This window comes from Oceanicella sp., from assembly GCF_056449545.1.
Map to the genome: position 1 here is coordinate 29,822 of NZ_JBWOMN010000016.1, position 26,416 is coordinate 56,237.

18 protein-coding genes are annotated in these 26,416 nt (G+C 68.5%); 5 read left to right on the forward strand and 13 right to left on the reverse strand.

The genetic code is table 11. The features are described 5' to 3' along the window. Positions 1–15: 15 nt before the first annotated feature. The 3 genes from AC1HC7_RS02585 to AC1HC7_RS02595 form a co-directional block, all read right to left on the reverse strand. Positions 16–4,848, reverse strand: a complete 4,833-nt coding sequence (locus AC1HC7_RS02585) for an NAD-glutamate dehydrogenase (RefSeq protein ID WP_479495386.1) — start codon at positions 4,846–4,848, stop codon at positions 16–18. Between the two features lie 283 nt (positions 4,849–5,131). Then, positions 5,132–6,487, reverse strand: a complete 1,356-nt coding sequence (locus tag AC1HC7_RS02590; RefSeq protein ID WP_479495387.1) for an aminotransferase class III-fold pyridoxal phosphate-dependent enzyme — start codon at positions 6,485–6,487, stop codon at positions 5,132–5,134. Positions 6,488–6,491: 4 nt separating this feature from the next. After that, a complete protein-coding gene (locus AC1HC7_RS02595; RefSeq protein ID WP_479495388.1) occupies positions 6,492–7,172 on the reverse strand; it encodes an HAD-IA family hydrolase in 681 nt (226 codons plus the stop codon). 107 nt (positions 7,173–7,279) lie between these two features. On the opposite strand from AC1HC7_RS02595, the gene AC1HC7_RS02600 reads away from it, so the two are divergent. The 4 genes from AC1HC7_RS02600 to tdh all read left to right on the forward strand — a co-directional run bounded on the left by AC1HC7_RS02600 (position 7,280) and on the right by tdh (position 12,395). Continuing rightward, a complete protein-coding gene (locus AC1HC7_RS02600) occupies positions 7,280–8,767 on the forward strand; it encodes an aldehyde dehydrogenase family protein (protein WP_479495389.1) in 1,488 nt (495 codons plus the stop codon). After that, the gene (locus tag AC1HC7_RS02605) at positions 8,764–10,017 is read left to right on the forward strand and encodes a Tm-1-like ATP-binding domain-containing protein (protein ID WP_479495390.1); all 1,254 of its coding nucleotides are present in this window, start codon (positions 8,764–8,766) and stop codon (positions 10,015–10,017) included. Before AC1HC7_RS02600 ends, AC1HC7_RS02605 begins: the two co-directional genes overlap by 4 nt. A gap of 153 nt (positions 10,018–10,170) precedes the next feature. After that, positions 10,171–11,358, forward strand: coding sequence for a glycine C-acetyltransferase (locus AC1HC7_RS02610; protein WP_479495391.1), 1,188 nt, complete (start codon positions 10,171–10,173; stop codon positions 11,356–11,358). Further along, positions 11,355–12,395: an L-threonine 3-dehydrogenase gene (tdh, locus tag AC1HC7_RS02615; RefSeq protein ID WP_479495392.1), complete on the forward strand. Its 1,041-nt coding sequence runs from the start codon at positions 11,355–11,357 to the stop codon at positions 12,393–12,395. Before AC1HC7_RS02610 ends, tdh begins: the two co-directional genes overlap by 4 nt. Before the next feature lie 6 nt (positions 12,396–12,401). Here tdh and AC1HC7_RS02620 read toward each other — a convergent pair whose 3' ends face one another. The 7 genes from AC1HC7_RS02620 to AC1HC7_RS02650 form a co-directional block, all read right to left on the reverse strand. Next, positions 12,402–14,456 (reverse strand): putative 2-aminoethylphosphonate ABC transporter permease subunit, encoded by a 2,055-nt coding sequence (locus tag AC1HC7_RS02620; RefSeq protein WP_479498615.1) that lies wholly within the window; start codon positions 14,454–14,456, stop codon positions 12,402–12,404. Next, positions 14,453–15,661, reverse strand: a complete 1,209-nt coding sequence (locus tag AC1HC7_RS02625; RefSeq protein WP_479495394.1) for a putative 2-aminoethylphosphonate ABC transporter ATP-binding protein — start codon at positions 15,659–15,661, stop codon at positions 14,453–14,455. The genes AC1HC7_RS02620 and AC1HC7_RS02625 overlap by 4 nt, the downstream gene beginning before the upstream one ends. A gap of 117 nt (positions 15,662–15,778) precedes the next feature. Beyond that, on the reverse strand, positions 15,779–16,795 hold the full coding sequence (locus tag AC1HC7_RS02630) for a putative 2-aminoethylphosphonate ABC transporter substrate-binding protein (RefSeq protein WP_479495395.1): 1,017 nt from the start codon (positions 16,793–16,795) through the stop codon (positions 15,779–15,781). 171 nt (positions 16,796–16,966) lie between these two features. Next, complete coding sequence (locus tag AC1HC7_RS02635) at positions 16,967–17,803, reverse strand: hypothetical protein (protein WP_479495396.1); 837 nt, start codon at positions 17,801–17,803, stop codon at positions 16,967–16,969. Continuing rightward, positions 17,800–19,194, reverse strand: a complete 1,395-nt coding sequence (gene pbfA, locus AC1HC7_RS02640) for a (R)-1-hydroxy-2-aminoethylphosphonate ammonia-lyase (RefSeq protein WP_479498616.1) — start codon at positions 19,192–19,194, stop codon at positions 17,800–17,802. Before pbfA ends, AC1HC7_RS02635 begins: the two co-directional genes overlap by 4 nt. 72 nt (positions 19,195–19,266) lie before the next feature. Then, on the reverse strand, positions 19,267–20,115 hold the full coding sequence (gene phnX / locus AC1HC7_RS02645; RefSeq protein WP_479495398.1) for a phosphonoacetaldehyde hydrolase: 849 nt from the start codon (positions 20,113–20,115) through the stop codon (positions 19,267–19,269). A gap of 41 nt (positions 20,116–20,156) precedes the next feature. Further along, positions 20,157–21,344 carry a 2-aminoethylphosphonate--pyruvate transaminase gene (locus AC1HC7_RS02650; protein WP_479495399.1) on the reverse strand — a complete coding sequence of 396 codons (1,188 nt, stop codon included), beginning with the start codon at positions 21,342–21,344 and terminating at the stop codon, positions 20,157–20,159. Between the two features lie 147 nt (positions 21,345–21,491). On the opposite strand from AC1HC7_RS02650, the gene AC1HC7_RS02655 reads away from it, so the two are divergent. After that, on the forward strand, positions 21,492–22,370 hold the full coding sequence (locus AC1HC7_RS02655) for a LysR substrate-binding domain-containing protein (protein ID WP_479495400.1): 879 nt from the start codon (positions 21,492–21,494) through the stop codon (positions 22,368–22,370). A gap of 36 nt (positions 22,371–22,406) precedes the next feature. Here AC1HC7_RS02655 and AC1HC7_RS02660 read toward each other — a convergent pair whose 3' ends face one another. The 3 genes from AC1HC7_RS02660 to AC1HC7_RS02670 are packed head-to-tail and all read right to left on the reverse strand — an operon-like array spanning position 22,407 to position 26,402. Continuing rightward, complete coding sequence (locus AC1HC7_RS02660) at positions 22,407–23,192, reverse strand: carnitinyl-CoA dehydratase (protein WP_479495401.1); 786 nt, start codon at positions 23,190–23,192, stop codon at positions 22,407–22,409. 19 nt (positions 23,193–23,211) lie between these two features. Then, positions 23,212–25,245: an acetate--CoA ligase family protein gene (locus AC1HC7_RS02665; protein ID WP_479495402.1), complete on the reverse strand. Its 2,034-nt coding sequence runs from the start codon at positions 25,243–25,245 to the stop codon at positions 23,212–23,214. After that, positions 25,242–26,402 carry an acyl-CoA dehydrogenase family protein gene (locus AC1HC7_RS02670; protein WP_479495403.1) on the reverse strand — a complete coding sequence of 387 codons (1,161 nt, stop codon included), beginning with the start codon at positions 26,400–26,402 and terminating at the stop codon, positions 25,242–25,244. The genes AC1HC7_RS02665 and AC1HC7_RS02670 overlap by 4 nt, the downstream gene beginning before the upstream one ends. Positions 26,403–26,416: the final 14 nt, after the last annotated feature.

Here is a 26,416-nt window from a genome sequence, read left to right on the forward strand (position 1 = left end):
GCCGCCCGCGAATGGCTAGCCGGCGAAGGCCCGGAACTGCGAGGTCGCCACCGCCAGCCGGGCGATGCCGAGCGAGCCGCCGGCGCGCAGGTCCGTGACCAGCGCGTCGGCGCGGGCGACCTCCTCGGCATTGGCCTCGGCCCAGGCGGCGATCGCCTCGCCGCCCGAGGCGGTCTCGGTCATCGCCAGCGCCGCCGCCGCGATCTGCGATTGCTGGACGCGCAAATCGCCCACCAGGCGCGAACAGGCGACGCGCTCCCAGTGATCGGCGGGTTCGAGCTGGCGCGCGGCGGCGCGCAGCCAGTCGAGCCCGAGCCGGGCGCCGGCGGCGAAATAGGTGTCGGCCACCGCCGTCACGTCGCGGTCCTGGGCATGCGCCGCGTCGACGATGTCGAGCGCGCCGCCGAGGAATTCCAGCGCGCCGACGCGTTCGGCAAGCTCGCGCGGGGCGCCGCCCCGTTCGAACTCCGCCACCCGCTCGGCCAGACGGTCGCGCAGGAATTCCGAGATCATGCCGCTCAGCCCGCCGGCGATCTCGGCGACGCCGGGCTTGAAATGGCCGATCAGGTCGCCGGTCGGGCGCCCGGCGGCGCGCGGCAGGATGGCGCTGACCTGGCCCACGAGCATGTCGCTCACCGCCAGATGCATGGCGGTCTGCGCCGCGGCGTCCACCTTGTTGTCGAGCGCGTTGATCTCGTCGCGGATGGCGCCGAGTTCGAAGATCTCGCGCCCGGCGACGAAGGCCTTGACCACCTGATCGCTGCGCGCGCCGGTTTCCTCGCCCACGCGGTTGACCTGCGCCGGGCCGGTTTCGTTGATCACCGCGTTGGCCAGCACCGTGGAGATGATCTCGCGCCGCAGCCGGTGGCCCTTCAGCGCCGCCTCATGGGCCGCGCGCAGCGGTTCGGGCATGTAGCCGATGAGGTGGCGTTCCATATAGGGGTCGTCGGGCAGGGAGGACGCGATCAGATCGTCGAATATGCCGATCTTGGCGTAGGCGATCAGCACCGAGATCTCCGGTCGGGTGAGCCCAAGCCCGGCCGCGCCCAATTCCGCCAGCACGTCGTCGGCGGGCAGGGTTTCGACCTCGCGGTTGAGCTGGCCGTCATCCTCGAGCCGGCGCATGAAGCGCGCGTGGTCGTCGAGCAGCGCCGGCGCCCGCGCCTCGGTCAGCGAGATCGCCAGCGTCTGGGTGTAATTGGTGCGCAGCACCAGCGCGGCCACCTCGTCGGTCATCGCCGCCAACAGCTTGTTGCGCTGCTTTTCGGTCATGTCGCCGGCGGCGACCACGGCGCCGAGCGCGATCTTGATGTTGACCTCGTGATCCGAGCAGTCGACGCCGGCGGAATTGTCCACCGCGTCGGTGTTGATCTTCACCCCGCGCCGGCTGAGCGCGATGCGGGCGCGCTGGGTGACGCCGAGATTGGCGCCCTCGCCGATCACCCGCGCGCCGATCTCGTCGGCGTCGACGCGGATGGCGTCGTTGGCGCGGTCCCCGGCGTCGGCCTGGCTTTCCTCGCGCGCCTTCACATAGGTGCCGATGCCGCCGAACCACAGCAGATCCGCAGGCGCCTTCAGCAGCGCGCGCATCAGTTCGAACGGCGTGGCGCGGTCGGAGTCCAGCCCGGTCATCGCCTTGATCTGGGGCGTGAGGGCGATGGATTTGGCCGATCGCGAGAAGATGCCCCCGCCCTCGGAGATCAGGCTTTCGTCATAGTCGCGCCAGCTTGACCGGGGCAGGTCGAAGACCCGCTTGCGTTCGGCGAAGCTGGCGGCGAGGTCGGGCGCCGGGTCGATGAAGATGTCGCGATGGTCGAACGCCGCCACCAGCCCGATCTGGTCCGACAGCAGCATGCCGTTGCCGAACACGTCGCCGGACATGTCGCCGATGCCGACCACGCGGAAGGGTTCGGTCTGGGTGTCGTGGCCAAGTTCGCGGAAATGGCGCTTCACGGCTTCCCAGGCGCCGCGGGCGGTGATCGCCATGCCCTTGTGATCATAGCCGTTGGAGCCGCCCGAGGCGAAGGCGTCGTCGAGCCAGAAACCGTATTCGGCGGCGATGCCGTTGGCGATGTCCGAGAAGGTCGCGGTGCCCTTGTCCGCCGCGACCACCAGATAGGGGTCGTCGGAATCGCGCCGGATCACCGATTGCGGCGGGATCACCTTCATGCCGTCGAGATTGTCGGTGAGGTCGAGCAGCCCGCTGAGGAAGGTGCGGTAGCACCGGATCGCCTCGGTCTGGACCTCCTCGCGCGATCCGCCGGCGGGCAGGCGTTTGGGCAGAAAGCCGCCCTTGGAGCCCACGGGCACGATCACCGCGTTCTTCACCTGCTGGGCCTTGACCAGCCCGAGCACCTCGGTGCGGTAGTCTTCCTTGCGGTCCGACCAGCGCAGGCCGCCGCGCGCCACCGGGCCGCCGCGCAGATGCACGCCCTCGATCCAGGTGGAATAGACGAAGATCTCGCGCCAGGGGCGGGGCAGGGGCAAGTCGTCGAGCGCGCCGCTGTCGAACTTGAAGGACATGTAGTCCTTGGGGTTTCCGTCCGCGTCGGGCTGGAAGTAATTGGTGCGCAGGGTGGTGAGGATGGCGTTGCGGAACCGGCGCAGGATCTGGTCCACGTCAAGGCTCGGCACCGCTTCGAGCGCGGTTTCGATCGACTCCGAGATGCGCTGCGCCGCCGCCGCGCGCCCCTCGGCGTCCAGGCCGTTCGCCGGGTCGAACTGGGCGTTGAACAGCATCACCAGCGACTGCACGATTTCCGGATTGGCGGCGAGCGCGTCCTCCATGTAGTCGATGGAAAACGGGATCCGCGCCTGACGCAGGAACCGCGAATAGGCGCGCAGCAGCGCGGTTTCGCGCGCCCGCAGCCCGGCCAGCAGCACCAGCCGGTTCAGCGGATCGTCATCGACGACGCCGCGCCAGGCGGCGTCGAACAGGTCTTCGAGCTTGTCGCGCAGGTTGGCGAGCCCGACCTCGCCCCCCGCCGCGGACAGCATGTAGAAATCATGGATCCAGATCTCGTCGCTGTCCACGCCGCCGCGCTGGATCTGGAACGGCAGTTCCTCGAGGATGCGAAAGCCCATGTTCTCGAGCACCGGCAGGCAGTCGGACAGCGGCACCGAGGCGCCGTGGCGGTAGATCTTGAAGCGCGCCGCGTTGTCGGGGTCTTCGAGCCGCCGGTAGAAATGCAGCGCCAGGTTCTGGTCGTCGCCCAGCGGGTCCATTTTCTGGATGTCGGCGAGCGCCGCCGCCGCCGGCACCGTTTCGCGGTAATTGGCCGGGATGCCGTCGGCGAAGCGGGCGTGCAGGCGGTGGCCCTGGTGTTCGCCGCAATGCTCGATCAGCACGTCCAGCAACTGGTCGCCCCAGGACCGCACGGCGGCGACGATCCGCTGTTCGACCTCGTCCGGGTCGAAATCGCCGAAGCCGTCCGATTGCATGGCGACGACGAAATGCACCCGCGCCAGCGCCTCGACGCCGTATTGCGGCGACCAGGCGGCGACGCGCCCGTTCAGCGCCTCGGACAGGATGGCCCCCAGCTTGACCCGCAGTTCCGTGGAATAGCGGTCGCGGGGGATGTAGACGATGCAGGACATGAATCGCCCGAACCGGTCGCGGCGCATGAACAGGCGGGTGCGCGGGCGGGTGGCCAGCTGCAGCACGCCGATGGCGGTTTCGTAAAGCTGTTCCTCGGTGGACTGGAACAGTTCGTCGCGCGGGTAGGTTTCGAGCACGTTGGTGAGCGCCTTGCCGTCATGGCTCGCCGGCGAGAACCCGGCGCGCGCGATCACCCGCGCGATCTTTTCGCGCAGCAGCGGGATTTCGCGCGGCGTGCGGTTGTAGGCGGCGGATGTGAACAGGCCGATGAACACATGCGCGCCGATCATCCGCCCGCCGGCGTCGAAGGTTTTCAGCGCGATCACGTCGAAATGCACCGCGCGGTGCACGTTGGAGCGCCGGTTCGCCTTGATGATCAGCACCGGCGACGGGTCATCGACGAATTCCGACATCTCCGAGGACCAGTGGACGAACTGCCCGGCATGGTCGCGCATGATGGTGTAGTCGGGGTCGCGCATCAGCCCCAGCCCGGGGCCGTCGACGGGCCGGAATCCGCCATCCGCGGCATTGTGGAATTCGCGATGGCCCAGGAAGGTGAAATGGTTCGCGCCGAGCCAGTCGAGGAACTCGGTGGTCTCGGCGGTGGCCGCCTCCATGCCCCGGGGCGGCGATTTGCGCAGGGTCTCGGTGGCCGAGGCGAGCGTTTGGAGGATCGATTTCCAATCCTCCACCGCGGCGCGCACATCCACAAGCATCTGCGCGATGTCGTCCTGCACCGCCAGCAGCGCGCGGGCTTCGCCGATCTGGTCCACCTGCACCTGAATGATCGATTCGCGCGTCGATTCGGGGTCGTCCGCGTCGCTCAGCGCCAGCAGCGCGCCGGTCTCGTCGCGGCGCAGGTTCAGCACCGGGTGGATCAGCCCGTGGATGCCGATGCCCCGCTCGGTGAACTGCATGATCACCGAATCCACCAGGAACGGCATGTCGTCATTGCAGATTTCAAGGATGGTGTGGCTTGATTCCCAGCCATGTTCGGCCATGCGCGGATTGTAGAGCCGCAGCTTCGCTTCGCCGGGCTTGCGGGTCTGGCAGAATTTCCACAGCGCCAGGCTGGCGCCGTACAGTTCCTCGGCGGTGGCGGGCACCACCTCGCCCTGCGGGGTCTTGCCGTAGAGCGCGGTGAGCGCGTCCGAGAATCGCTGGAATTCCTCCCGCGGCAGCCGCTCCGCGCCGATGTCGCGGATTTCCTGAAGCTTGATCGAGAATTTCCCGGGCCCGCCGCTCGCCATGGTCTGCATCCTTCAATTTTGCTTGCCGGGATCGCCCCGGCCATATGGGGTTTTGGCGTTTGCGCGCCGCCGCCCCGGTCTTTCGCGCGTTCAACAGATGATTCGCGCGAGAATAGGCGCTGAAGTCTGACTTATTCGTGTCAGGCTGGCGGTCCGGTTAACCATAAGCAACAAAAAATCGCCGCTTGCCGCCCAGGTCAGTGAATTCTCGTTGAAAAGGGCGGACTTCCCGGAAAACCGGCCATATTTCCGGGAAAATCGCGCCATTCGCCGCCGCGCCGGGTCAGCGCGCGGCGGCAAGGCCGGCGTCGAGAGCGTCGAGGATCTCGCGCGTGTCGTCGCCGCTCAGCACCAGCGGCGGCGACAGGATGATGTTGGGGCCGGAGACGCGCACCATCACCCCCGCCGCGTAGGTGGCCTCGAACACCCGGGCGATGCGCGCCTTGTCGAGCGGGGTTTTCGCGTCGCGATCCGCGACCAGTTCCAGCGCCGCCATCAGCCCGTGGCCGCCGCGCAGGTCGCCGACGATCTCGTGCTTCGCCTTCAGCGCGGCCAGTCCGGCGAACAGCTCCGCGCCGCGCGCCGCGGCGTTGTCGTTGACCTTCAGGCGGCGGGTTTCGGCGAGGCAGGCGAGCGCCGCCGCCGCCCCCGCAGGGTGCCCCGAATAGGTGTAGCCATGGCCGATGGACCCGAGCGCCGAGCGGTCGTTCTCGAACACCTCGGCGATGGCTTCGGACAGCATCGCCGCGCCGAACGGAAAGTAGCCGTTGGTGATCGCCTTGGCGGTGACCATGATGTCGGGCCGCACGCCCCAGAGCCGCGACCCGGTCCACCCGCCGGTGCGCCCGAAGGCGGTGATGACCTCGTCGGCGATCAGCAGGATGCCGTGGCGTTCGCAGATCTCGCGCACCATGGGCATGAAGCTTTCATGGGGCGCAATGACGCCGCCGGCCCCCAATATGGGCTCCATGATGAAAGCGGCGATCGTGCGCGCGCCCTGAAAGGCGATCTCGTCCTCCAGCGCCGCGGCGCAAAGCCGGGCCAGCCGCGCCGGGTCGGATTCATTGAACGGGTTGCGATAGGCGCAGGGCGCGGGGATGTGAAAGCAGCCCGGCAGCAGGGGTTCGTAGGCGGTGCGGAAATTGGCGTTGCCGTTGACCGAGGCCCCGCCCATATGGGTGCCGTGATAGCCTTTCTTCAGGCTGAGAAACTTTACCCGCCCCGGTTCGCCGCGCAGCTTGTGATACTGGCGCGACAGGCGCAGGGCGGTCTCGACCCCGTCCGAGCCGCCGGAGGTGAAGAACGCCCGCGTCAGTCCGTCTGGGGCGAAGAATTCCTTCAGCTCCCACGACAATTCGATGATGGCGTCGTTGGTCGTGCCGCGAAAGATCGAATAATACGGCAATTGGTCGAGCTGGCGGGCGATGGCCGCTTTCACCGGCTCGCAGGAATAGCCCAGATTGACGTTCCACAGCCCGCCGACCGCGTCCAGCGTTTCATGCCCGTCGAGATCGGTGATCCGCACGCCGCGCCCGCCGGTGATGATCTTTGGCGGATTGGCGAGACTGTCGGCGGGGTGCGCCATTGGATGCCACAGGTGGCGCGCGTTGTTCTCGCGCAGAAAATTCGAATCCTTCATCGGGTCAGTCTCCCTGATCGAGGCCGAGCAGCGCCAACGCGCGCGCGAAGCCTTCCCTTGGTCTGGTCACGTCGAGATGCACCGGGATCATGCCCGCCGCCGCCGCGCCCTTGATGTTGCGCGGCTGGTCGTCAACGAACACGCAGGCGCCGGGGGGCAGGCCGAGCTGCGCGCAGCAGGCGGCGTAGGCGCGCGGGTCGGGCTTGAGGATGCCGGTATGGGTGGCGTCCACGATCACGTCGAAATCCTGCAGAAACGGCAGGCGTGCGCGAAAATCGGCGCCATAGAACAGGTCGAGCTCGTTGGAGAGCGCCGCCAGCTTCGCGCCGCCCGCCTTTGCGCGGGCGATCGCGTCCAGCGCCTCGGGCCGGATCGCCGCCGCCGGGTCGGCGCCGCGCGCGGCGCGCACGAAATCCGCCATTTCGCGCCAGTCGGCGCCCACCTGCGCCGCCACCTCGCGGGTGCGGTTGCGCCAGTAGTCGCGTTCGCTGATGGCGCCGGCCTGCATGGCGCGCCAGTCGGCGTCGGTCTCGGGCGCGAAGGGGCCGCGCCAGGTCAGGGCGCCCGGCGCCAGGCCCAGCGCGCGTTCGCTGGCGGCGTGGGTCTCGAACAGCGTGCGCGTCACCACGCCGCCGAAATCCAGCGCCAGCGCCTTGCCGCTTGCCGGTCGCTTCCCTGCACTCATGCGCCCCCCAAGATTTGTCGCCGCGTTCCCGTCTTTGTGCTTGATCCAAAGGCGCCTGCGCTGCAACGGTTTTTCGCGACCCCGCCCGCGTCAGGAAAGCCCGCGCCATGCCAGACCAATCCGAAATCGACCTGTTGCGCGCACGCGACGTCCCGGCGCAAGGCCTGTTCATCGACGGCGCCTGGACGCCGCCCGCCTCGGGCGAGACGCTCGACGTGGTCTCGCCCATCGACGGGCGCGCCTTCACGACAATCGCCGCGGCGGGCGCGCCGGACGTGGCGCGCGCGACCGCCGCCGCCCGCGCCGCCTTCGCGGACGGGCGCTGGTCGCGCATGGCCCCCGCCGCGCGCAAGACGGTCCTGCACCGGCTGGCGGATCTGATCGAACGCGAGGCGCTGGCGCTCGCGGTGCGCGGCGTGCGCGACAACGGCACCGAAATCGCCATGGCGCTGAAGGCGGAAAGCGGCTCGGCCGCCGGGACCTTCCGCTATTACGCCGAGGCGATCGACAAGACCTATGGCGAGATCGCGCCGACCCCCCAAACGGTGCTCGGCCTGATCCATCGCGAACCGGTCGGCGTGGTCGGGGCCATCGTGCCGTGGAATTTCCCGCTGATGATCGGCGCGTGGAAACTGGCGCCGGCGCTGGCGGCGGGCAATTCGGTGGTGCTGAAACCGGCCGAGACCGCCTCCCTGGCGCTGCTGCGCCTCGCCGAACTGGCGGCCGAGGCGGGACTGCCCGACGGGGTGCTGAACGTTGTCACCGGAACCGGCGCGGTCGCCGGCGCGGCGCTGGCGCTGTCCATGGAGGTGGATGCGCTGGCCTTCACCGGATCGGGCGCGGTGGGGCGGTCCCTGCTGGAAAGCGCCGCGCGCTCCAACCTCAAGCGGGTGTATCTGGAACTTGGCGGCAAGTCGCCCAATGTGGTGTTTGCGGATGCGCCGGACCTTGCGAAGGCGGCGAAAACCGCCTGCATGGGCATGTTTCGCAATTCCGGGCAGGTCTGCGTCGCGGGCTCGCGGCTGCTGGCGCAGCGCGAGATCCACGATGATTTCATCGCCGCCCTGACGCGCGAGGCCGATTCGCTCAGGGTCGGCGACCCGCTGGACCTGACGACCCAGGTGGGCGCGATCAACTCGTTGCCCCAGTTGCAGAAAAACCTCGCCCATGTGGCGCGCGCCGAACGCGACGGCGCGACCCGCGTCACCGGCGGCGCGCGCGTTCTTGAACAATCCGGCGGCTATTACATGCAGCCGACCATCTTCACGGATGTGCGCCCCGATCAGGCGCTGGCGCGCGAGGAGGTGTTCGGCCCGGTGCTCGCGGTCATGGCGTTCGATGACGAGGCCGAGGCGGTCGCGCTGGCCAATTCCACCGATTACGGGCTCGCCGCCGGGGTCTGGACCGCCGACCTGTCGCGCGCCCATCGCATGGTGCGCGCGCTGCGCGCCGGGGTGGTGCATGTGAACGCCTATGGCGGCGCCGACATGACCGTGCCGCTCGGCGGCGTGGGGCAGTCGGGCAACGGGCATGACAAATCCCTGCATGCGCTCGACAAATACCGAAACCTGAAAACCGCGTGGATCCAGCTATGAGCGACCCGGAAATCCTGATCATCGGCGCCTACGACACCAAGAATGACGAACTGGCCTATCTGGCCGAACGCATTCACGCCGGCGGGGGGCGGGTGCGGCGCATGGATGTGGGCGTGCTTGGCGATCCCGCGTCGCCGGTCGAGCATTCAAAGCGCGAGGTCGCCGAGGCGGGCGGGTCCTCGATCGAGGCCGCCATCGCCAGCGGCGACGAAAACGCCGCCATGCAGATCATGGCCAAGGGCGCGGCGGCGCTGGCCGCGCGCCTGCACGCCGAGGGGAAATTCCGCGGCATGATCGCGCTCGGCGGCACCATGGGCACCGATCTGGCGCTGGACGCGGCCCGCGCCCTGCCGCTGGGAGTTCCGAAATACGTGGTGTCGACGGTGGCGTTCTCGCCGCTGATTCCGGCGGAGCGCCTCGCGGCGGACATCCAGATGATTCTCTGGGCGGGAGGACTCTACGGGCTGAATTCGATCTGCAGATCCTCGCTGTCCCAGGCGGCGGGGGCGGTGCTGGGCGCGGCGCGGGCGGTGGAAACGCCAAACCGGGCGCGCCCGCTGATCGGCATGACCTCGCTGGGCAAATCGGCGCTCACCTACATGGTCCCGCTGAAACCGGCGCTCGAAGACCGCGGTTACGAGGTCGCGATCTTTCACGCCACCGGCATGGGCGGGCGGGCGTTCGAAAACCTTGCCGAAGCGGGCGCATTCGCCTGCGTGTTCGATTTCTGCACGCAGGAGCTTGGCAACCACATCCACGGCTCGGACATCTCCGCCGGGGCGTCCCGCCTGACCGGGGCCGGGCTGGCCGGCATTCCGCAGATCGTGGCCCCGGGCTGCTATGATCTCGTGGACATCGTGGGCTGGCGGCCGATCCCCGACAGGTGGCGCGATCACCCCAGCCACGCCCATAACCGGCTGCTGACCTCGATCGTGCTGAACGAGGCCGAGCGCCGCGACGTCGCCCGCGCCCATGCAAGCCGGCTGGCCGCCGCCCGCGCGCCGGTGGCGCTGCTGCTGCCCGCGGGCGGCCTTGGCGAATGGGACCGCCCCGGCGCCGATCTGCACGATAGCGCGGGCCTTGCCGCCTTCGTCGCCGAGATGCGCGAAACCGCCCCCGCCAATGTCGATCTGCAAACCCTCGATTGCCACATCAACGACGCGGCTTTCGCCGCGGCGGCGCTGAAACAGTTCGACGCCTGGCGCGATGCCGGGATCGTGCCCCCGGGCGCCGCCGCGCCCCCGGCCTGACCCGGGCGCCGCCTGCGCGACGCTGGCCATGCGCGCGCCCATCCTGCATGCTCGGACCGACGCGCCGCCCCGAATCGAAACGCCAGATCGAAACGCCAGATCGAAACGCCAGATCGAAACGCCAGATCGAAACGCCAGAACGGGAGCCGACCAATGTCCCGGACCCTCGTCGCCCGCACTGAAAAAGCCCTCGCCGGGATCGAGGCCGAGGGCCTGACCAAACGCGAAATGGCGATCACCTCGCCGCAATCCCCCCATGTGCGCACCGATGCCGGGCCGCTGCTGAATTTCTGCGCCAACAATTATCTCGGCCTTGCGGATGACAAGCGGCTGGAGGCGGCGGCGAAAGCGGCGATCGACAGCCACGGGCTGGGCATGGCCTCGGTGCGCTTCATCTGCGGCACGCAGGATCTGCACAAGGCGCTGGAAGCGCGGCTGGCGGCGTTTCTGGGGACCGGGGACGCGATCCTGTTCGCCTCGTGCTTTGACGCCAATGCCGGGATATTCGAGGCGCTGCTGGGGGCGGAGGACGCGATCCTGTCGGATGCGCTCAACCACGCCTCGATCATTGACGGGGTGCGGCTGTGCAAGGCGCGCCGCCTGCGCTACGCCAACAACGACATGGCGGCGCTGGAGGCGCAGCTGATCGCCGCCGCCGACGCCGAAATCCGGCTGATCGTCACCGACGGGGTTTTTTCCATGGACGGCATCCTCGCCGATCTGCCGGCGATCTGCGCGCTGGCCGAAAAGCACGACGCGGCGGTGATGGTCGATGACAGCCACGCGGTGGGATTCATGGGCGCAACCGGCGCCGGCACGCCCGAGCACTGGGGCGTGCGGGACCGCGTGGCGCTGCTTTCGGGCACCTTCGGCAAGGCGCTGGGCGGCGCGGCGGGGGGCTACATCGCCGGGCCCGGCCCGCTGGTCGAGATGCTGCGCCAGCGCGCGCGGCCCTACCTGTTTTCCAACGCGCTGCCCCCGGCGATCGTCGCGGCGACGCTGGCGGCGCTGGACCTGCTGGCCGAGGACCCCTCGCCCCGCGACCGGCTGCGCGCCAACGCCGGGTATTTCCGCGCCCGGATGGGCGCGCTCGGGTTTGACCTGACCCCCGGCGCGCACCCGATCATCCCGGTGATGCTCGGCGATGCGCGGCTGGCGCAGGATTTCGCCGCCGGGATGCGGGCGCGCGGGGTGTTCGTCACGGCGTTCTCCTTCCCGGTGGTGCCGCGCGGGCAGGCGCGCATCCGCACCCAGATCTCGGCGGCCCATTCGCGCGACGACCTCGACGCGGCCATCGCCGCTTTCGCCGAAACGGGCCGCGAACTGGGGGTGATCGCATGAAGGCGCTGGTCAAGCAGCCGGGCGGCCCCGGCCTGACGCTGATGCAGCAGCCCCAACCCGAACCCGGCCCCGGCGAGGTGCTGGTGCGCATCCGCAAGGCGGCGATCTGCGGCACCGACATGCATATCTGGAAATGGGATTCCTGGGCGCAGGCCACGGTGCCGGCGCCGATGATCGTGGGCCATGAATACGCCGGGGTCATCGCGGCCTTCGGGCCCGGAATCGGCGAAGAGTCCCACGGCCTGCATGTCGGCCAGCGGGTCTCGGGCGAGGGCCACATCCCCTGCGGGCGCTGCCGCAACTGCCACCGGGGCCGCGCCCATATCTGCGCCAACACAAAGGGCGTCGGCATCCATCGCCCCGGGGCCTTCGCCGAATTCCTGACGCTGCCGGCCGACAACATAAGGCCCTTGCCGGATTTCGTGTCCGACGACATCGCCGCGATCCTCGATCCGCTGGGCAACGCGGTGCACACGGCGCTGGATTTCGACGTCGCCGGCGAGGACGTGCTGATCACCGGGGCCGGTCCCATAGGCTGCATGGCCGCCGCCGTCTGCCGCCATGTGGGCGCGCGGCGCATCGTGGTCAGCGACCTCAATGACGCACGCCTGGCGCTGGCCGCGCGCATGGGCGCCGACCGGGGCCTTCGCGCCGATCGCGAGGATCTGGCCGCGGCGGCGCGGGATCTCGGCCTGCAGGAAGGCTTCGACGTGGGGCTGGAGATGTCGGGCGCCCCGCGCGCGCTCGATGCGATGATCGGGGCGATGATCACCGGCGGCAAGATCGCGCTGCTGGGGCTGTTCGCGGGCGTGCCGGAGGTCGATCTCAACCGCGCCGTATTCAAGGGGCTGAGCTTTGACTGCATCTACGGGCGGCGCATGTACGAAACATGGCACAAGATGTATGCGCTGCTGGAAACCGGGCTTGACGTGTCCCCGGTGATCTCGCACCGGCTGCCTTTCGAAAGCTACGCCGAGGGGTTCGCCGCGATCGCCGAGGGCCGCGCCAACAAGGTCATCCTCGATCTCGAGGCCTGACGCGGCTCAACCGGCGCGCCAGGCGTTGGATTTTCTCAGCACCCGCCGCGAAGCCAGCGCATGGATGATCCGCGCCGCCGCGTTGGTGTAAAAGATCATCATGCCCATGGCGGCGGCGGGGGCGATGTCGCCGGCGTCATCCATGTTCAGCACCGCCACCGAGGCCAGCGCCGTGTCGGTGGAATACAGGAACACCACCGCCGACACCGTGGTCATGGCGTTGACGAACAGGTAGATCGAGATATTGAGGATCGCCGGCATGCAGACCGGCACCGTCACCATGCGAAACAGCTTGTGAAACGGTTGTTTCAGCGAAGCCGAGACGGATTCGAATTCCGTGTCCATCTGCTTGAGCGCCGTCACCGCGGTCAGATGCGACACGGTGTAGAAATGCGTCACCGTGGACACCACGAGGATGATCATCGTCCCGTAGATGAAATTCAGCGGATTGGCGGGGTTGTTGAAGAAGAAGATATAGGCCAGCCCCAGCACCATGCCGGGGATCGCCATGGGCAGCATGGCCAGCATCTGGAACGCCGCGCGGCCTTTCTCGAACCCCTTGGTCTTTTCCACCATGTAGGCGCCCAGGAACACCATCACCGTGCCGATCAGCGCCGTCAGCAGCGCCAGCTGGATCGAATTGCCATAGGCCGCCCAGCCGCCGCCGTCCATCAGATCGAAATCGTAGTTTCTCAGCGACAGGCTCAGATCGTAGGGCCAGAATTTTATCAATGCCGCGAACTGGCAGACCGCGAGGATGCCCGCCAGAAACACCGTCACCAGCATCGAATAGCCCAGGAACAGCCGGTCATAGAACCGGTCTGGCTTGGGTTCGAACACCACCGAGCGCGCCGACAGCAGCGCCACCTGCTTCTTCTGCACCTGCCGGTCGATGGCGAAGGCCAGGATCGCCGGGGCCAGCAGCACCACCGACACCACCGCGCCCATCTCGAAATTCTGCTGGCCGATCACCTGCTTGTAGATGTCCACCGCCAGCATGTTGTACTGGCCGCCGATCACCTTGGGCAGGCCGAAATCGGTGATCACCAGGTTGAACACCACGAAGGAGGCCGAAAACAGCCCGTAGCGCGCGCCGGGGATGGTCACGGTCCAGAATGTCTTCCAGCGGCTCGCCTTCAGCGACACCGAGGCCTCGTAAAGCCGCGCGTCGGAGATCGACAGCGCCGTGGAGATGATGATCATCGCGTGCGGAAAGGTGAAGAACACCGAGCCGATGACGATGCCGATGGGGCCGTAGATGGACTCGCCCATCAGGAAGGCCTTCAGCATCCCCTGATTGCCGAACAGATAGACCAGCGCGATCCCCGGCAGCAGCGAGGGCACCAGGATCGGGGCCATCGCCACCATGCGGAACACGCCCTTGAAGCGCATGCAGCTTCGCGCCAGCGCATAGGCGAACCAGAACGCCAGCGACACGGTGACCACCGTGGAGATCGCCGCGATCAGCAGCGAATTCTGGATCGAGCGGAACAGCGCCGGGGTGGAGAAATAGGTGACGAAATTCGACAGGCCCACGTCGCGCACGGGCCGGATGACCACGCGGCGGAAGGTGTTGGAATCGAATTCCTCCCACTTGTCGCCGACGCGCCGCTCCGACCCCACCAGATAGATCGAATCCGGGCTCAGCCCGCGCAGCTTGTATTTGACCGGGCTGCGGAAGCTGAATTCCGGGAACAGCGGCGTCAGGCTCAGCCGCCCGTCGGACCCGGCGGAAAGATCGCGCGCCGTGAACACCCCCTGCGCCGCGTTCAGCGCCGCCAGCGTGCGGGGCGAGGACCGGTAGACGCCGGATTCGTCGCTGACCTGAATCTCGAAATCCGCGAGGTCGAATTCATAGGTCGAGAACGCCTTGGACAGCATGGCGTAGAGCGGCAGCGCCAGCGCCACGATCAGATACAGCGCGATCACCAGCATGAAGCCGCGCTGCACCAGATCGTCGCGCCCCAGCTTGGGTTTGACCGCGGGGCCGGGGGTGGGGCCGGGGGTGGGGCCGGGGGTGGATCCCGGGGTGGATCCGGGGATCGCCTCGGCGGCGCTCATGCCTCGACATCCGGCTGGTTGAAGAAGTCCCGCGTGGACAGCGCGCCGGGCTCGGCGTCGTCGCCCGGGGCCTCGCCGGTCTCGGCGGGAAACGCCTTCAGCCGCCCCGCGGGCAGGCGCACGCGCAGCGACCCGCCGGTGTCGAGGTCCAGCCGGCGCACCGCGTTGATGGAGAAATCGGCGATCAGCGCAATGCCGCCCAGTTCGGGGCAGGCGAGGGTGGCGCGGAAGAACGATCCGAGGAACTCCATCTCCGCGACGCTGACCGGGGTGGCGTTCTCGGCCTCGGCGCCGTCGCCCTCCACGGGCGAGATGTCCTCGGGGCGGATGGTGGCGATCACCGCCCGGCCGCCGGAAAACCCGCTGCCGGGGCAGTCCAGCCGCGCGCCGCCGATGTCCAGCGCGCCGGGCGCGGGCGCCGTGGCGGGGATCTTGTTCATGGCGCCGATGAAATCCGCGACGAACAGCGTCGCCGGGTCGCGATAGATTTCCAGCGGCGTGCCCACCTGTTCGATCACCCCCTGATTCATCACCACGATGCGGTCGGCCATGGACAGGGCCTCTTCCTGGTCATGGGTGACCATCACTGTTGTGACGCCGAGCTTGCGCTGCAATTCCTTCACTTCGTGGCGCAGATGCACCCGCACCTTGGCGTCGAGCGCCGACAAGGGTTCGTCAAGCAGCAGCAGCCCCGGCGAGGTGGCGATGGCGCGCGCCAGCGCGATGCGCTGCTGCTGGCCGCCGGACAGCTGCGCGGGGTATTTGGACCCCTGTTCGGGCAGGCCCACCAGGTCCAGCAATTCGGCCACCCGCGCGGTGATCTCGGCCTTGGGGCGGCCGGCGTTTTCCAGCCCGTAGGCGATGTTGCGTTCGATGGTGAGGTTGGGAAACAGCGCGTAGGACTGGAACACGATGCCGAAATCGCGCTCCGCCGGGGGCAGGTTGGACACGTCCCGCCCGGCCTGTTCGATGCGCCCCGCCGATTGCAGGTCGAGCCCGGCGATGGCGCGCAGCAGCGTGGTCTTGCCGCAGCCCGAGGGGCCGAGGAAGCACAGGAATTCGCCCTCCAGCACCTCCAGCGAGATGTCCTTCAGCGCGGTGAATACGCCGAAATTCTTCCACAGGTTCGCAATGCGCAGATAGGTCTTCCGCGATCGCGCCGCGGGCGCGCCGCCCTGTCCCTGATCCCCGCCAGCATCCTGCATGAGCGCCGCTCTCCCCCCGGTCCCGCCGTCGGGGACCTTGTTCTTGTCGAATTTCCATGCTCGGGCAGGGGCGATCGCCCGCCCCTGCCGCATCGCGTATCCGATCAGGCGATCCCGCTATTTGGGGTCGGACTTGCCGTCGTAGCGCGACTGCCATTCCTTGAGGATGGCGGCGCGGTTGTTGGCGGCGAACTCGAAATCATTGTCGATCATCTTGTCGACGAGGTTTTCGGGGAAGTACTTCACCGGCTTGGCGACGCCGGGATAGGCGACGACGGCGTAGCCGCTGTTGTAAAGCTCGTTGGCCTTCTTGGTGACGGTCCAGTCCACCAGCGTCTTGGCGGCTTCGAGGTCATCGGTGCCGGCGACGATGGCGGTCGCCTCCATGTCCCAGCCGACGCCTTCGGTGGGCACGATGATCTCGATCGGGGCGCCCGCCGCCTTGGACTTGGCGCCGCGGAAGGCGAAGGACACGCCGATGGTGGTCTCGCCCGCCGCCGCCAGCTTGCAGGGCGCGGAGCCCGAATGGGTGTAGCGGGAAATATTGGCGTGCAGCGCGTCCATGAAGTCCCAGCCGCCCTTTTCGCCGAACATCTGCAGCCAGCTCGACACGTCAAGGAACCCGGTGCCCGAGGAATTCGGGTTGGGCATGATCACGTGGCCCTTGTAGATCGGCTTGGTGAGGTCCTTCCAGCTGGTGGGCGCGGGCACGCCGTTCTTTTCGCCCTCGACCGTGTTGTAGCAGACGGCCGCGACCCAGGCGTCCATGCCGGTCCAGGCCGGCGGATTGCTGCCGTCGACGAATTTCGGGTCGAGCTGGTCGACCCCCTTGGGCGCGTAGGCCTCCAGCATGCCCTCGGCCTTCATCAGCAGCAGCGATGTCGCGGCCAGGCCCCAGATCACGTCGGCCTGCGGGTTGTTCTTTTCGGCCAGCAGCTTTGCGGTGACGACGCCGGTGGAATCGCGCACCCAGTTGATCTTGATGTCCGGGTGGTCGACGTTGAAGGCGTCGGCGTAGCGCTTCAGGTCCTCGGCCTCGACCGCGGTGTATACGGTCAGTTCGGCGGCCATGGCGGTTGCGGCGAAGCCAAGCCCCATCGCGGCGCTCATGGCCAGTTTGGTCAGAGTTTTCATGTTCGTCTCCCTGTTGATCGATCCGCGCCCGGCAGCGAGTCGCGCCGGACCGGGCGTAGCCGACGTCTGTTAATCTTATTTCCGTTTTCGATGACGCAAAGATGTTTTTTTTCGGCCGGCCCTCCTCTGTAACGTTTTATTCAGGAACATGCGACGCCTGCATCGCGCCGGTCAGGCCAGCGCGATCAGCGCGACCCCGATCGCCACCGCGATCGAGGCCGGCAGGCGGGCGCGCCAATGGCCTTCGCCCAGCCACAGCGCCCCGATCGCCGCCGCGAACATCACCGAGGTTTCGCGCAGCGCCGACACCATGCCCAGCGGCGCGTAGTTCTTGGCGTAGATCACCAGCCCGTAGGCGATCCCCGACAGCGCGCCGCCAAGGATGCCGAGCCCCACCGCGCGCCGGTTCAGCCGCAGCGCCAGGCGCCCGCGCCGCGCCAGCACGAACAGCGGCACGAACAGTTCGAAGATGAACAGCCAGGCGATGTAGCCCAGCGGCTCGTCCGAGGCCCGCACGCCCAGACCGTCGACCAGCGAATAGGCGGCGATGGTCGCCCCGGTGGCGACCCCGATCGGCAGCACGGCGCGCGGGATTTCGCTGGCGAACGCGTTCATGGACAGCATGAAGGCCCCCAGCGCCACCGCGCAGATGCCGAACCAGGCCTGCGGCGTCAGCACTTCGCCGGCGAAGACCAGCGCGCCCAGCGTCACCAGCAGGGGCGCCAGGCCGCGCGCGATCGGATAGATCAGCGACAGGTCGCCATGGCGATAGGCGTGGTTGAGCAGGAAATAATACAGGAAATGGATGATGGTCGAGGCGATGACATAGGGCCAGATCGCCGGACCGGGAAACGGGACCTGCACGGCGATCGCGATCCCGAGCAGGACATGGCCGACAGAGATCAGCCCCAGCGTCATCGCCCGGTCCTCGGCGGATTTGACGATGGCGTTCCAGGTCGCGTGCAGGAACGCCGCGCTCAACACGATCCCGAGGATGCCGAGGCTCACGGGCGCATCGCATCGGGGGCGGCGCATGCGTTTGCGGCGTCGGCGATGGCGGTCTCGACGATGGTCAGCGCCCGGTCCAGATCGGCGCGCGAAATGGTCAGCGGCGGCGACAGGGTCAGGATGCAGCCCTGCGAGACCTTGAAGCTCAGCCCGGCGTCGAGGCAACGGTAGCAGATGGCCTCCGCCAGCGCGTCGCCCGGGGTCTTCGCCGCCCGGTCGGCGACGATCTCGACCCCGATCATCAGCCCGCGCCCGCGCACGTCGCCGATGATCGGGCAGGTCAGGGCGAAATCCTTCAGGCGGGCCATGGCATGGGCGCCAAGGGTCGCGGCGGCCTCCACCAGGCCTTCATCCTCGATGATCTCCAGCGTGGTCAGCGCCGCGCGCGCGGTCACCGGGTTCTTTTCGTGGGTGTAGTGGCCGATGGCGAAATCGCCGCACAGGTCCAGCCCGGCGCGCGCGATCACCGCCGCGATCGGCAGGACCCCGCCGCCCAGCGCCTTGCCCAGCACCACGATGTCGGGCGCGGCCGCGTCATGTTCGAAGGCGAAGAACCTGCCGGTCTTGCCGAGCCCGGTGGGGATCTCGTCGAATATCAGCAGCGCGCCATGGTCGTCGCAGGCTTGTCGCACCGACTGCCAGAACCCCGGCGGCGGCACATAGGGCGCGGCGCGCATGGGTTCGGCGATCACCGCCGCCACGTCGCCCTCGCGGTCCAGCGCGTAGCGCACCATGTCGGCGCAGGCGAGCCCGCAGACCTGCGGCCCGGCATGGCCGTAGGGGCAGCGATAGCAGGCGAAGGGCGCCACATGTTCGGCGCCCGGCAGCAGCGGCCCGGCGATGTGGGAGCGGAACGTCGCCTCGCCGCCCACCGAGGCGGCGCCGAACCCGGCCCCGTGGAACGATTCCCAGAACGACACGGTCTTGAACCGCCCGGTGGCGGCGCGCGCGATCTTCAGCGCGATCTCGACAGCGTCCGAGCCGCCGGTGGCCAGCAGGATCTTGGACAGGTCCCCGGGGGCCGCCGCCGCCAGCTTTTCCGCCAGCGCCACGGCGGGTTCGCTGGCGAAGCGGCGCGGCGAAAAGCACAACGCGTCGAGCTGCGCCTTGATCGCCGCGATCAGGCGCGGATGCCCGTAGCCGATATGGTGGACGCTGTTGCCGTGAAAATCCATGCAGCGCCGCCCGTCCAGATCCTCGATCCAGATGCCTTGCGCCTTGGCCACGGTTCCGGCGCAGGGGGTGGACAGGCTCTGATGCATGAAAACGGCCGCGTCCCGTTCGAGAAGCGGCCGTGATTTCGGACCCGCGGCGCGCGCCCGCCAGGCGCGCCCGGCGACCGAGAGGTTGGATTCGCCCTCGCCGTGATTGGTGTTGTCGCGCGACGCCATTCATGTCCCTCCGCCAGCGCAGGGCGGGGCCCGCGCGGGTTTTCGCGCGGGGCCCCGCCCTGTTGCCGACGCTCAGGGTTTTTCGCCGCGCGCAAGCCTTGCGTTGATGTCCTCGATGATGGCGGGAAGCTGCACCAGACTGTCAACCACGTAATGCGCCCCGGCCTGTTCCAGGATCTTGCGCGTGCGGGTCATGCGGCGCTGGATCTCGGCCTCGCTCAGCGACGCTTCCTCCTCCATGGAGTTGATGTTCATGTAGTTGGAATAGCGCACCAGCCCGACGCCCCAGCAGCCGGCGTTCAGCGCCTCGCCGACGCCCGACACCGTGTCGTCGCATTTGACCACCGACTTGATCTCGCTGACGCCCATCAGGTCGAGGTTCCTGTAGACCATGTGCGGGGCGGGGCGGGCGCCATGCACGACCTCGTCGCCGGCGACCGTCGCGTCGGGGGTGAATCCCTGCGCGATGCAGTCTTCGAGCAGGATATCGACCATCGAACGCACGAAGCCGGTGGAGGCGCCGAACTTGATCCCCTGCTTCTGCAGGTCCACGCAGACATCCTTCACGCCGGGCAGCAGCGCCGTGTATTTGCGCAGGCAATCAAGCTGCATGGGCACGAAATCGGCGAACATCGCGTCCACGTCGGACTGGTCGGGGGCCTTGCCCTTGATCGATTCCCAGCGCGCCGCGATCACCGGGTCCTCGGTCAGCATCTTGATGTGCAGATCCTTGCGCAGGCCCATGGGGCCGCGGGCCTCCTCCATGGAAATGGTGACGCCCTGCTTTTCGAACACCTCGACGAAGACGATCGCCGGGGCGATCACATAGGCGTCGGCGAGCGTGCCGCTCCAGTCGAGAACGACGGCCTGAACGCCGCCGCGATAGCTGCGGCTGTAGGTGTAATCGCCGAATTGGCTCATGGGTGAAGTCCTTTGTTCCGGTTGGATGTTCGTGATTTCGATCAGGCGGCCAGCCGGGCCCGTTCGGCCAGCGCCGCGGCGGGCGGGGCGGCGTCGTCGACGCCCATCTCGGCCAGCGTCTCGGCGGCGGCGGCGACGGCCATGCGCATGGCGTGCGCGTCCATCTGCCCGATGCAGCCGATGCGGAAACTGTCCACCACCGTCAGCTTGCCGGGATAGATGATGAAGCCCCTGGCCTTCATCAGGTCGTAAAAGCGGGCGAAGTCGAATGCCGGGTGGGCGGGGCAGAAGAAGGTGACGATGATCGGCGACAGCCAGCGATCCTTCAGCAGGGTCTCGAAGCCCAGCGCGCGCATCCCCGCCACCATCACGTCGCGGTTTTCGACGTAGCGCGCGCCGCGCCCGGGGGTGCCGCCCTCGGCCTCGTGGCCGCGCAGGGCCTCCAGAAACGCCACCACCGCGTGGGTCGGCGGGGTGAAGCGCCACTGCCCGGTCTTGTTCATATGCGCCCATTGCGCATGCAGGTCGAGGCACAGCGAATGGCTGCGTCCCTTCGCGGCCTCCAGTTCCGCCTTCGGGGCGATGACGAAGCCGAAGCCGGGCACGCCCTCGATGCATTTGTTGGCCGAGGACACCATCGCCGCGTAGCCGATCTCGTCGTGATCGAGCGGGATGGCGCCGAAGGCCGACATGGAATCCACCAGCAGCTTTCGCCCGGCGGCGCGGGTGGCCCGCGCGATCTCGGCCACCGGGTTGAGGATGCCCGAACTGGTCTCGCAATGCACCGCCGCCACATGGGTGATGGCGGGATCGGCGGCCAGCGCGGCGGCCACCTCGGCCCCGCGCGGCGGCATGTAGTCGCCCTTGTCGATCACCTCATGGGCGCGCCCCAGACAGGCCAGCGTCCGGGCGATGCGCATGCCGTAGGCGCCGTTGCTGAGCACCAGCGCCTTGCCGTTGCGGGGCACGAAGGATCCCAGCATCGCCTCGACCGAAAAGCTGCCGCTGCCCTGCATGGGCACGCAGTCGAGCGCCCCCTGCGCGTCGCCGCTCAGGGCCAGCAGGCGGGCGCGGATCTCCGCGGTGACGGCGCGGAAATCCGCGTCCCAGGACCCCCAGTCGCGCAGCATCGCCGCCTTCACCGCGTAGGAGGTGGTGAGCGGCCCCGGGGTCAGCAGATACGGTTCGCCGAGTCGCGGCGGCTCAAGGGGTTTGGCGGTGTCAGGCATCTGATTTTCCAGCGGTTCTTGCGCAACGCGCTCCGGTCGGTTCGGGGGGCAGTCTCTGCGCGGAAGATATATATGTAAAATCGTTCTTTTAGATTTTTGCATTGGTTTCACTGATGTATCGTGACGCCGCCCTCACGGAGACGAGCCATGCGCCATGTCCAGCTTCGCGCCTTCCACCACGTCGCGGTTCACGGCGGGTTTTCACGCGCCGCAAAGGCGCTGTTTCTCACCCAGCCGGCGGTGTCCGACCAGGTGCGCAAACTGGAGGAGGCGTATGACATCCTGCTGTTCGATCGCCGTCACCGGCAGGTGACCCTGACCCCGCAGGGCCGCAAGTTGCTGGAGATCACCAACCGGCTGTTTGAAATCGAGAGCCAGGCCCAGGATTTCCTGTCCGAATCCCGCGCGCTCGCCGCCGGCACCCTGCGCATCGTCGCCGATTCGGTCAGCCACATGCTGCCCGCGCTGGCGCGGTTCCGCGCCCGCCATCCCGGCGTGCGGCTGGTGGTGCAGACCGGCAATTCCCAATCCATCGTCGAAAAGCTGCGCCTGTATCAGGCCGATGTGGGGCTGCTGGGCGAGGCCCCGGCGGCGCGGGAATTCCGCATCCTGCGGCTGGGCGCCTCGCGGCTGGTCGCCTATGTGGCGCGCGATCATCCGCTGGCGGCGCGCGCCTCCATGACCATGGCCGAAATCCTCGCCCATCCGCTGGTGCTGCGCGAGGCGGGGTCCAAGACCCGGCGCATGTTCGAAGAGCGCGCCGCCGAACTGGGCCTGAAGCCGCGCCCGGCGATCGAGGCCGAGGGGCGCGGCGCGGTCAATCGCATCGTCGCCGCCGGGGTCGGGGTGGGGATCGTGTCCGAGGCGGAATTCGAGCGCGCGCCTTCGCTTCGCGCGATCCCGATTGTCGATTGCGGCGTGTTGATGGAGGAGGCGCTGATCTGCCTGCGCGAACGCGGCGGCGGGCGGCTGATCCGCGCCTTCATGGACCTCGCCGCCGAGGATGCGCCCGACGCCCCCGCCTGACGCTCCCGCCTGACGCCCCCGCCTGCCCGACGCGCCTCAGCGCCCCTTCCACACGGGATCGCGCTTTTCGGCGAAGGCGCGCGCGCCCTCCAGTTGATCCTCGGACCCATAAAGTACGTCGACGCTGCGCAGGTTGCGCCTGGCGATGCGGTTCAGCGCGTCCTGAAATTTCGAATCCTCGGCGTCGCGCACGATTTCCTTGATCGCGGCGTAGACCAGCGGCGGGCCGCTGGCGATCAGGCGGGCCAGTTCCCAGGCGCGGGCCTGCAGGTCGCCGACCGGCAGGATTTCGTTGACGAAGCCCCGGCGATGGGCCTCGTCCGTCGCCATCCAGCGCCCGGTCAGCAGCATTTCCATGGCGATGTGATAGGGGATGCGCTTGGGCAGCTTTATCGACGCCGCGTCGGCCACCGTCCCGGAGCGGATCTCCGGCAAGGCGAAGCGCGCGTCCTCGGCGGCCAGGATGATGTCGCCCGACAGCGCCAGTTCGAACCCGCCGCCGCAGCAGATGCCGTTCACCGCCACGATCACCGGCTTGTTGAGGTCGCGCAGTTCCTGCAAGCCGCCAAAACCGCCCTGACCGTAATCGCCGTCCACCGCGTCGCCATCCGCCGCGGCCTTCAGATCCCAGCCCGGGCAGAAGAACTTTTCGTTCGCCGAACGCAGGATCGCCACGCGCAGATCCGGGTCGTCGCGGAACCCGGCGAAAACCTCGCCCATGATCCGGCTGGTGGCAAGGTCGATGGCGTTGGCCTTGCCCCGGTCCAGCGTCACCTCGAACACCCCGTCCTCGGCGCGGGTTTTCAGCGGCTCGTCGCTCATGTTCCAGTCCTTTCGGCTTTCAGCCCTTTCGGCGGATCAGCGCGTCGGCGGCGATGGCGTCGTCGGCGGTGCAGATCAGCGGGTTGATCTCGATGTCCTCAAGCCCCTCGGCATGGGCGCGCGCATAGTCTTGCACCGCGTTCACGGCCTTCAGCAAGGCCGCGCGATCAACCGGGGGCGCGCCGCGATGGCCGCCGAGCAGTTTCGCGATCCGCAAGCCGTCCAGCGCCGCGAGGATCGCGTCGTCGCCCGCGGGCAGCAGCAACGAGGCGCTGTCCTCCAGCACCTCCGTCAGCACGCCCCCCGCCGCCAGCGTCAGCACAAACCCGTGCGCCGGGTCCTTGACCACGCCCACCAGCAGTTCGGCGAGGCCGCCAGCGATCATTTCCTCGACCAGAAAATTTTCGGTCGGCATGGCGGCGGCGGCCCTGGTCACCGCGTCGGCGTCGGCGAGGTTCAGCGCCACGGCGCCGGCTTCGGTCTTGTGGGCGAGGCCCTCGCCCTTCAGCGCCACCGGAAAGCCGATGTCGCGGGCCAGCGCGGCGGCCTCGGCGGGGCTGGTCGCGCGCGCGGCGCGGGGGATGCGCAGCCCGAACGCCGCCAGCCGGTTTTTTGACTCGGCCTCGGGGATCAGGTCGGCCGCGACGCCGGGCGTCGGGCGCAGCAGCGGCGCCGCGTCGCCGCCATGCCCGACGCGCGCGGCGGCCTCGATCGCGGCGATGGCGTCGTCGAGCCCGTGCAGCGGCGCAACGCCGTTGGCGACAAGGACATCGCAGATGTCCTCGGGCAGGTTTTCGGGCAGGGTGGCGACCACCGCGGCCGCGGCGCCGGTGCGGTTGCGCGCCGCGATCAGCGCATCGACCGCCATGCGCCAGTCCGGGGCCGCCTCCGCCCCGCCGCGGGGAAAATCCAGAATCAGCAGCGTCAGCGCCAGCCCCGGATCCATCATCGCAGCGAATGTCGCGGTCAGCGCCGCCGCGTCGCGCCAGATATAGGTGTGATAATCCAGCGGGTTGGCAAGCGCCACCCGCGGCCCCAGCGCCTGGCGCAGATCCCGTTCCTGGCGCGGGTTCAATGGCGGGAAACGCACCGCGCGCCCATGGGCGGAATCGGCGGCCAGCGCCGCCTCGCCGCCCGAGCAGCTCATGCTGGCGATGGCGCCCGTGGGCAGCGGACCCAGCACATGCAGCAGCTTCAGGGTTTCCAGAAACGCGGGCAGGCCATGGACCCGGGCGATCCCGAGCCGGTCCAGCAGCGCCTGCGCCCCTGCATCCTCTCCGGCCAGCGAGGCGGTGTGGGACACCGCCCCGGCCCGGGCCTGCGCCGAACGCCCCAGCTTCAGCGCCACCACCGGTTTTTTCAATGCGCGCGCCTTGCCCGCCAGCGCCTCGAAGGCGCCGAGATCGCCGAAACCCTCGATATGCAGGCCCAGCGCGGTGACGCGCGGATCGTCGAGCAGCCCGGCGGCGATCTCCGCAATCCCGGTCTGCGCCTGATTGCCCGCCGTCACCAGATAGGCGATCGGCAGGCCGCGCCGCTGCATGGTGAGGTTGATGGCGATGTTGGAGGATTGGGCGACGATCGCCACGCCGCTCGCCGCCCGGCGCCCGCCATGCAGATCCGGCCACAGCAGCGCGCCGTCGAGATAGTTGATGAACCCGTAGCAATTGGGGCCGAGCAGCGGCATGGCGCCCGCCGCCTCGAGCAGGCGCGCCTGCAAACCGGCGCCGCGCGACTCCTCGGCGACGGATTCGGCGAAGCCCGAGGCGAAGCACACCGCGCCCCCGGCCCCCATGGCGCTGAGCGCCTGCACGATGTCGATGGCGGCGAAACGGTTCACGCCGATGAAGGCGGCGTCGGGGGCGCGGGGCAGGGCGGCGAGGTCGCGATAGGCTTTCAACCCCTCGACCTCGGGGGCCTCCGGGTGCACCGGCCAGATGTCGCCGTCAAACCCGATGGCCGCGTTCTGCGCGATCACCGCCCGGCACCAGGCGCCGCCGCCGATCACCGCGATGGCGCGCGGGCGCAGCAGGCGGGACAGGTCGCGGCTCATGCGCCCAGCGGACGCAGCAATTCGCGGCTGATGATGTGGCGCTGGATTTCCGAGGTGCCGTCCCAGATGCGCTCGACGCGCGCATCGCGCCAGAATCGCGCCAGCGGCAGATCGTCCATCAGCCCCATGCCGCCATGGATCTGGATCGCGGCGTCGGTGACATGGGCGAGCATTTCGCTGGCGAACAGCTTGGCCGAGGCGATCTGGCGATTGGCGGGCAGCCCGGCGTCGAGCCGCGCGGCGGCGGCCAGGGTCAGCAGGTCGGCGGCGTCGATCTCGGTGATCATGTCGGCGATCTGGAAGCCGACGCCCTGAAACCGCCCGATGGGCTGGCCGAACTGGCGGCGTTCGGCGGCGTGGTTCAGCGCGTAGTCAAAGACCCGGCGCGCGCGGCCCACGCACATGGTCGCGACGGTGATCCGCGTCGCGTAAAGCCATTCATTCATCACCGCAAGGCCGCCGTCGACCGGGCCCAGCACCTGCGCATCCGACAGCCGGCACTCGTCGAATTCCAGCACGCTGTTGGGATAGCCCCGATGGCTGACCGATTGGTAGCCGTCGCGGATGACGAAACCCGGCGCGCCGCGATCCACCAGAAACGTGGTGATGCGCTTCTTGGGGCCGCGCGGGGTCCGGTCTTCGCCGGTGGCGGCGAAGACGATGACGAAATCCGCGTGCGCGGCGCCGGAAATGAAGTGCTTCACGCCGTTCAGCACCCAGTCGCCGCCATCCCGGCGCGCGGTGCAGGACATGGCGCGGATATCGGACCCGGCGCCCGGCTCGGTCATGGCCAGCGCGTCCATGCGTTCGCCGCGCACGGCGGGCAGCAGGTAGCGGTCGCGCTGATCGCCCACGCAGGCCATGAGGATGTTCTGCGGGCGTCCGAAGAAATGGGTGAGCGCCATGGAGCCCCGGCCAAGCTCCCGCTCCACCAGCGCGAAATCCACATGGCTCAGCCCGGCGCCGCCGACGCTTTCGGGGAAATTGCAGGCGTAAAAGCCCAGCGCGACGGTCTTGCGCCTGATCTCGTCGGCGATTTCGGGGGGCACGTCGCCAAGGCGCTCCACCAGATCCTCATGAGGATGGATTTCGTTCTCCACGAAGTCGCGCACCGTGTCGACGATCATCCGCTGTTCTTCGGTCAACGCGAATTGCATGCTCGGTTCCTCAT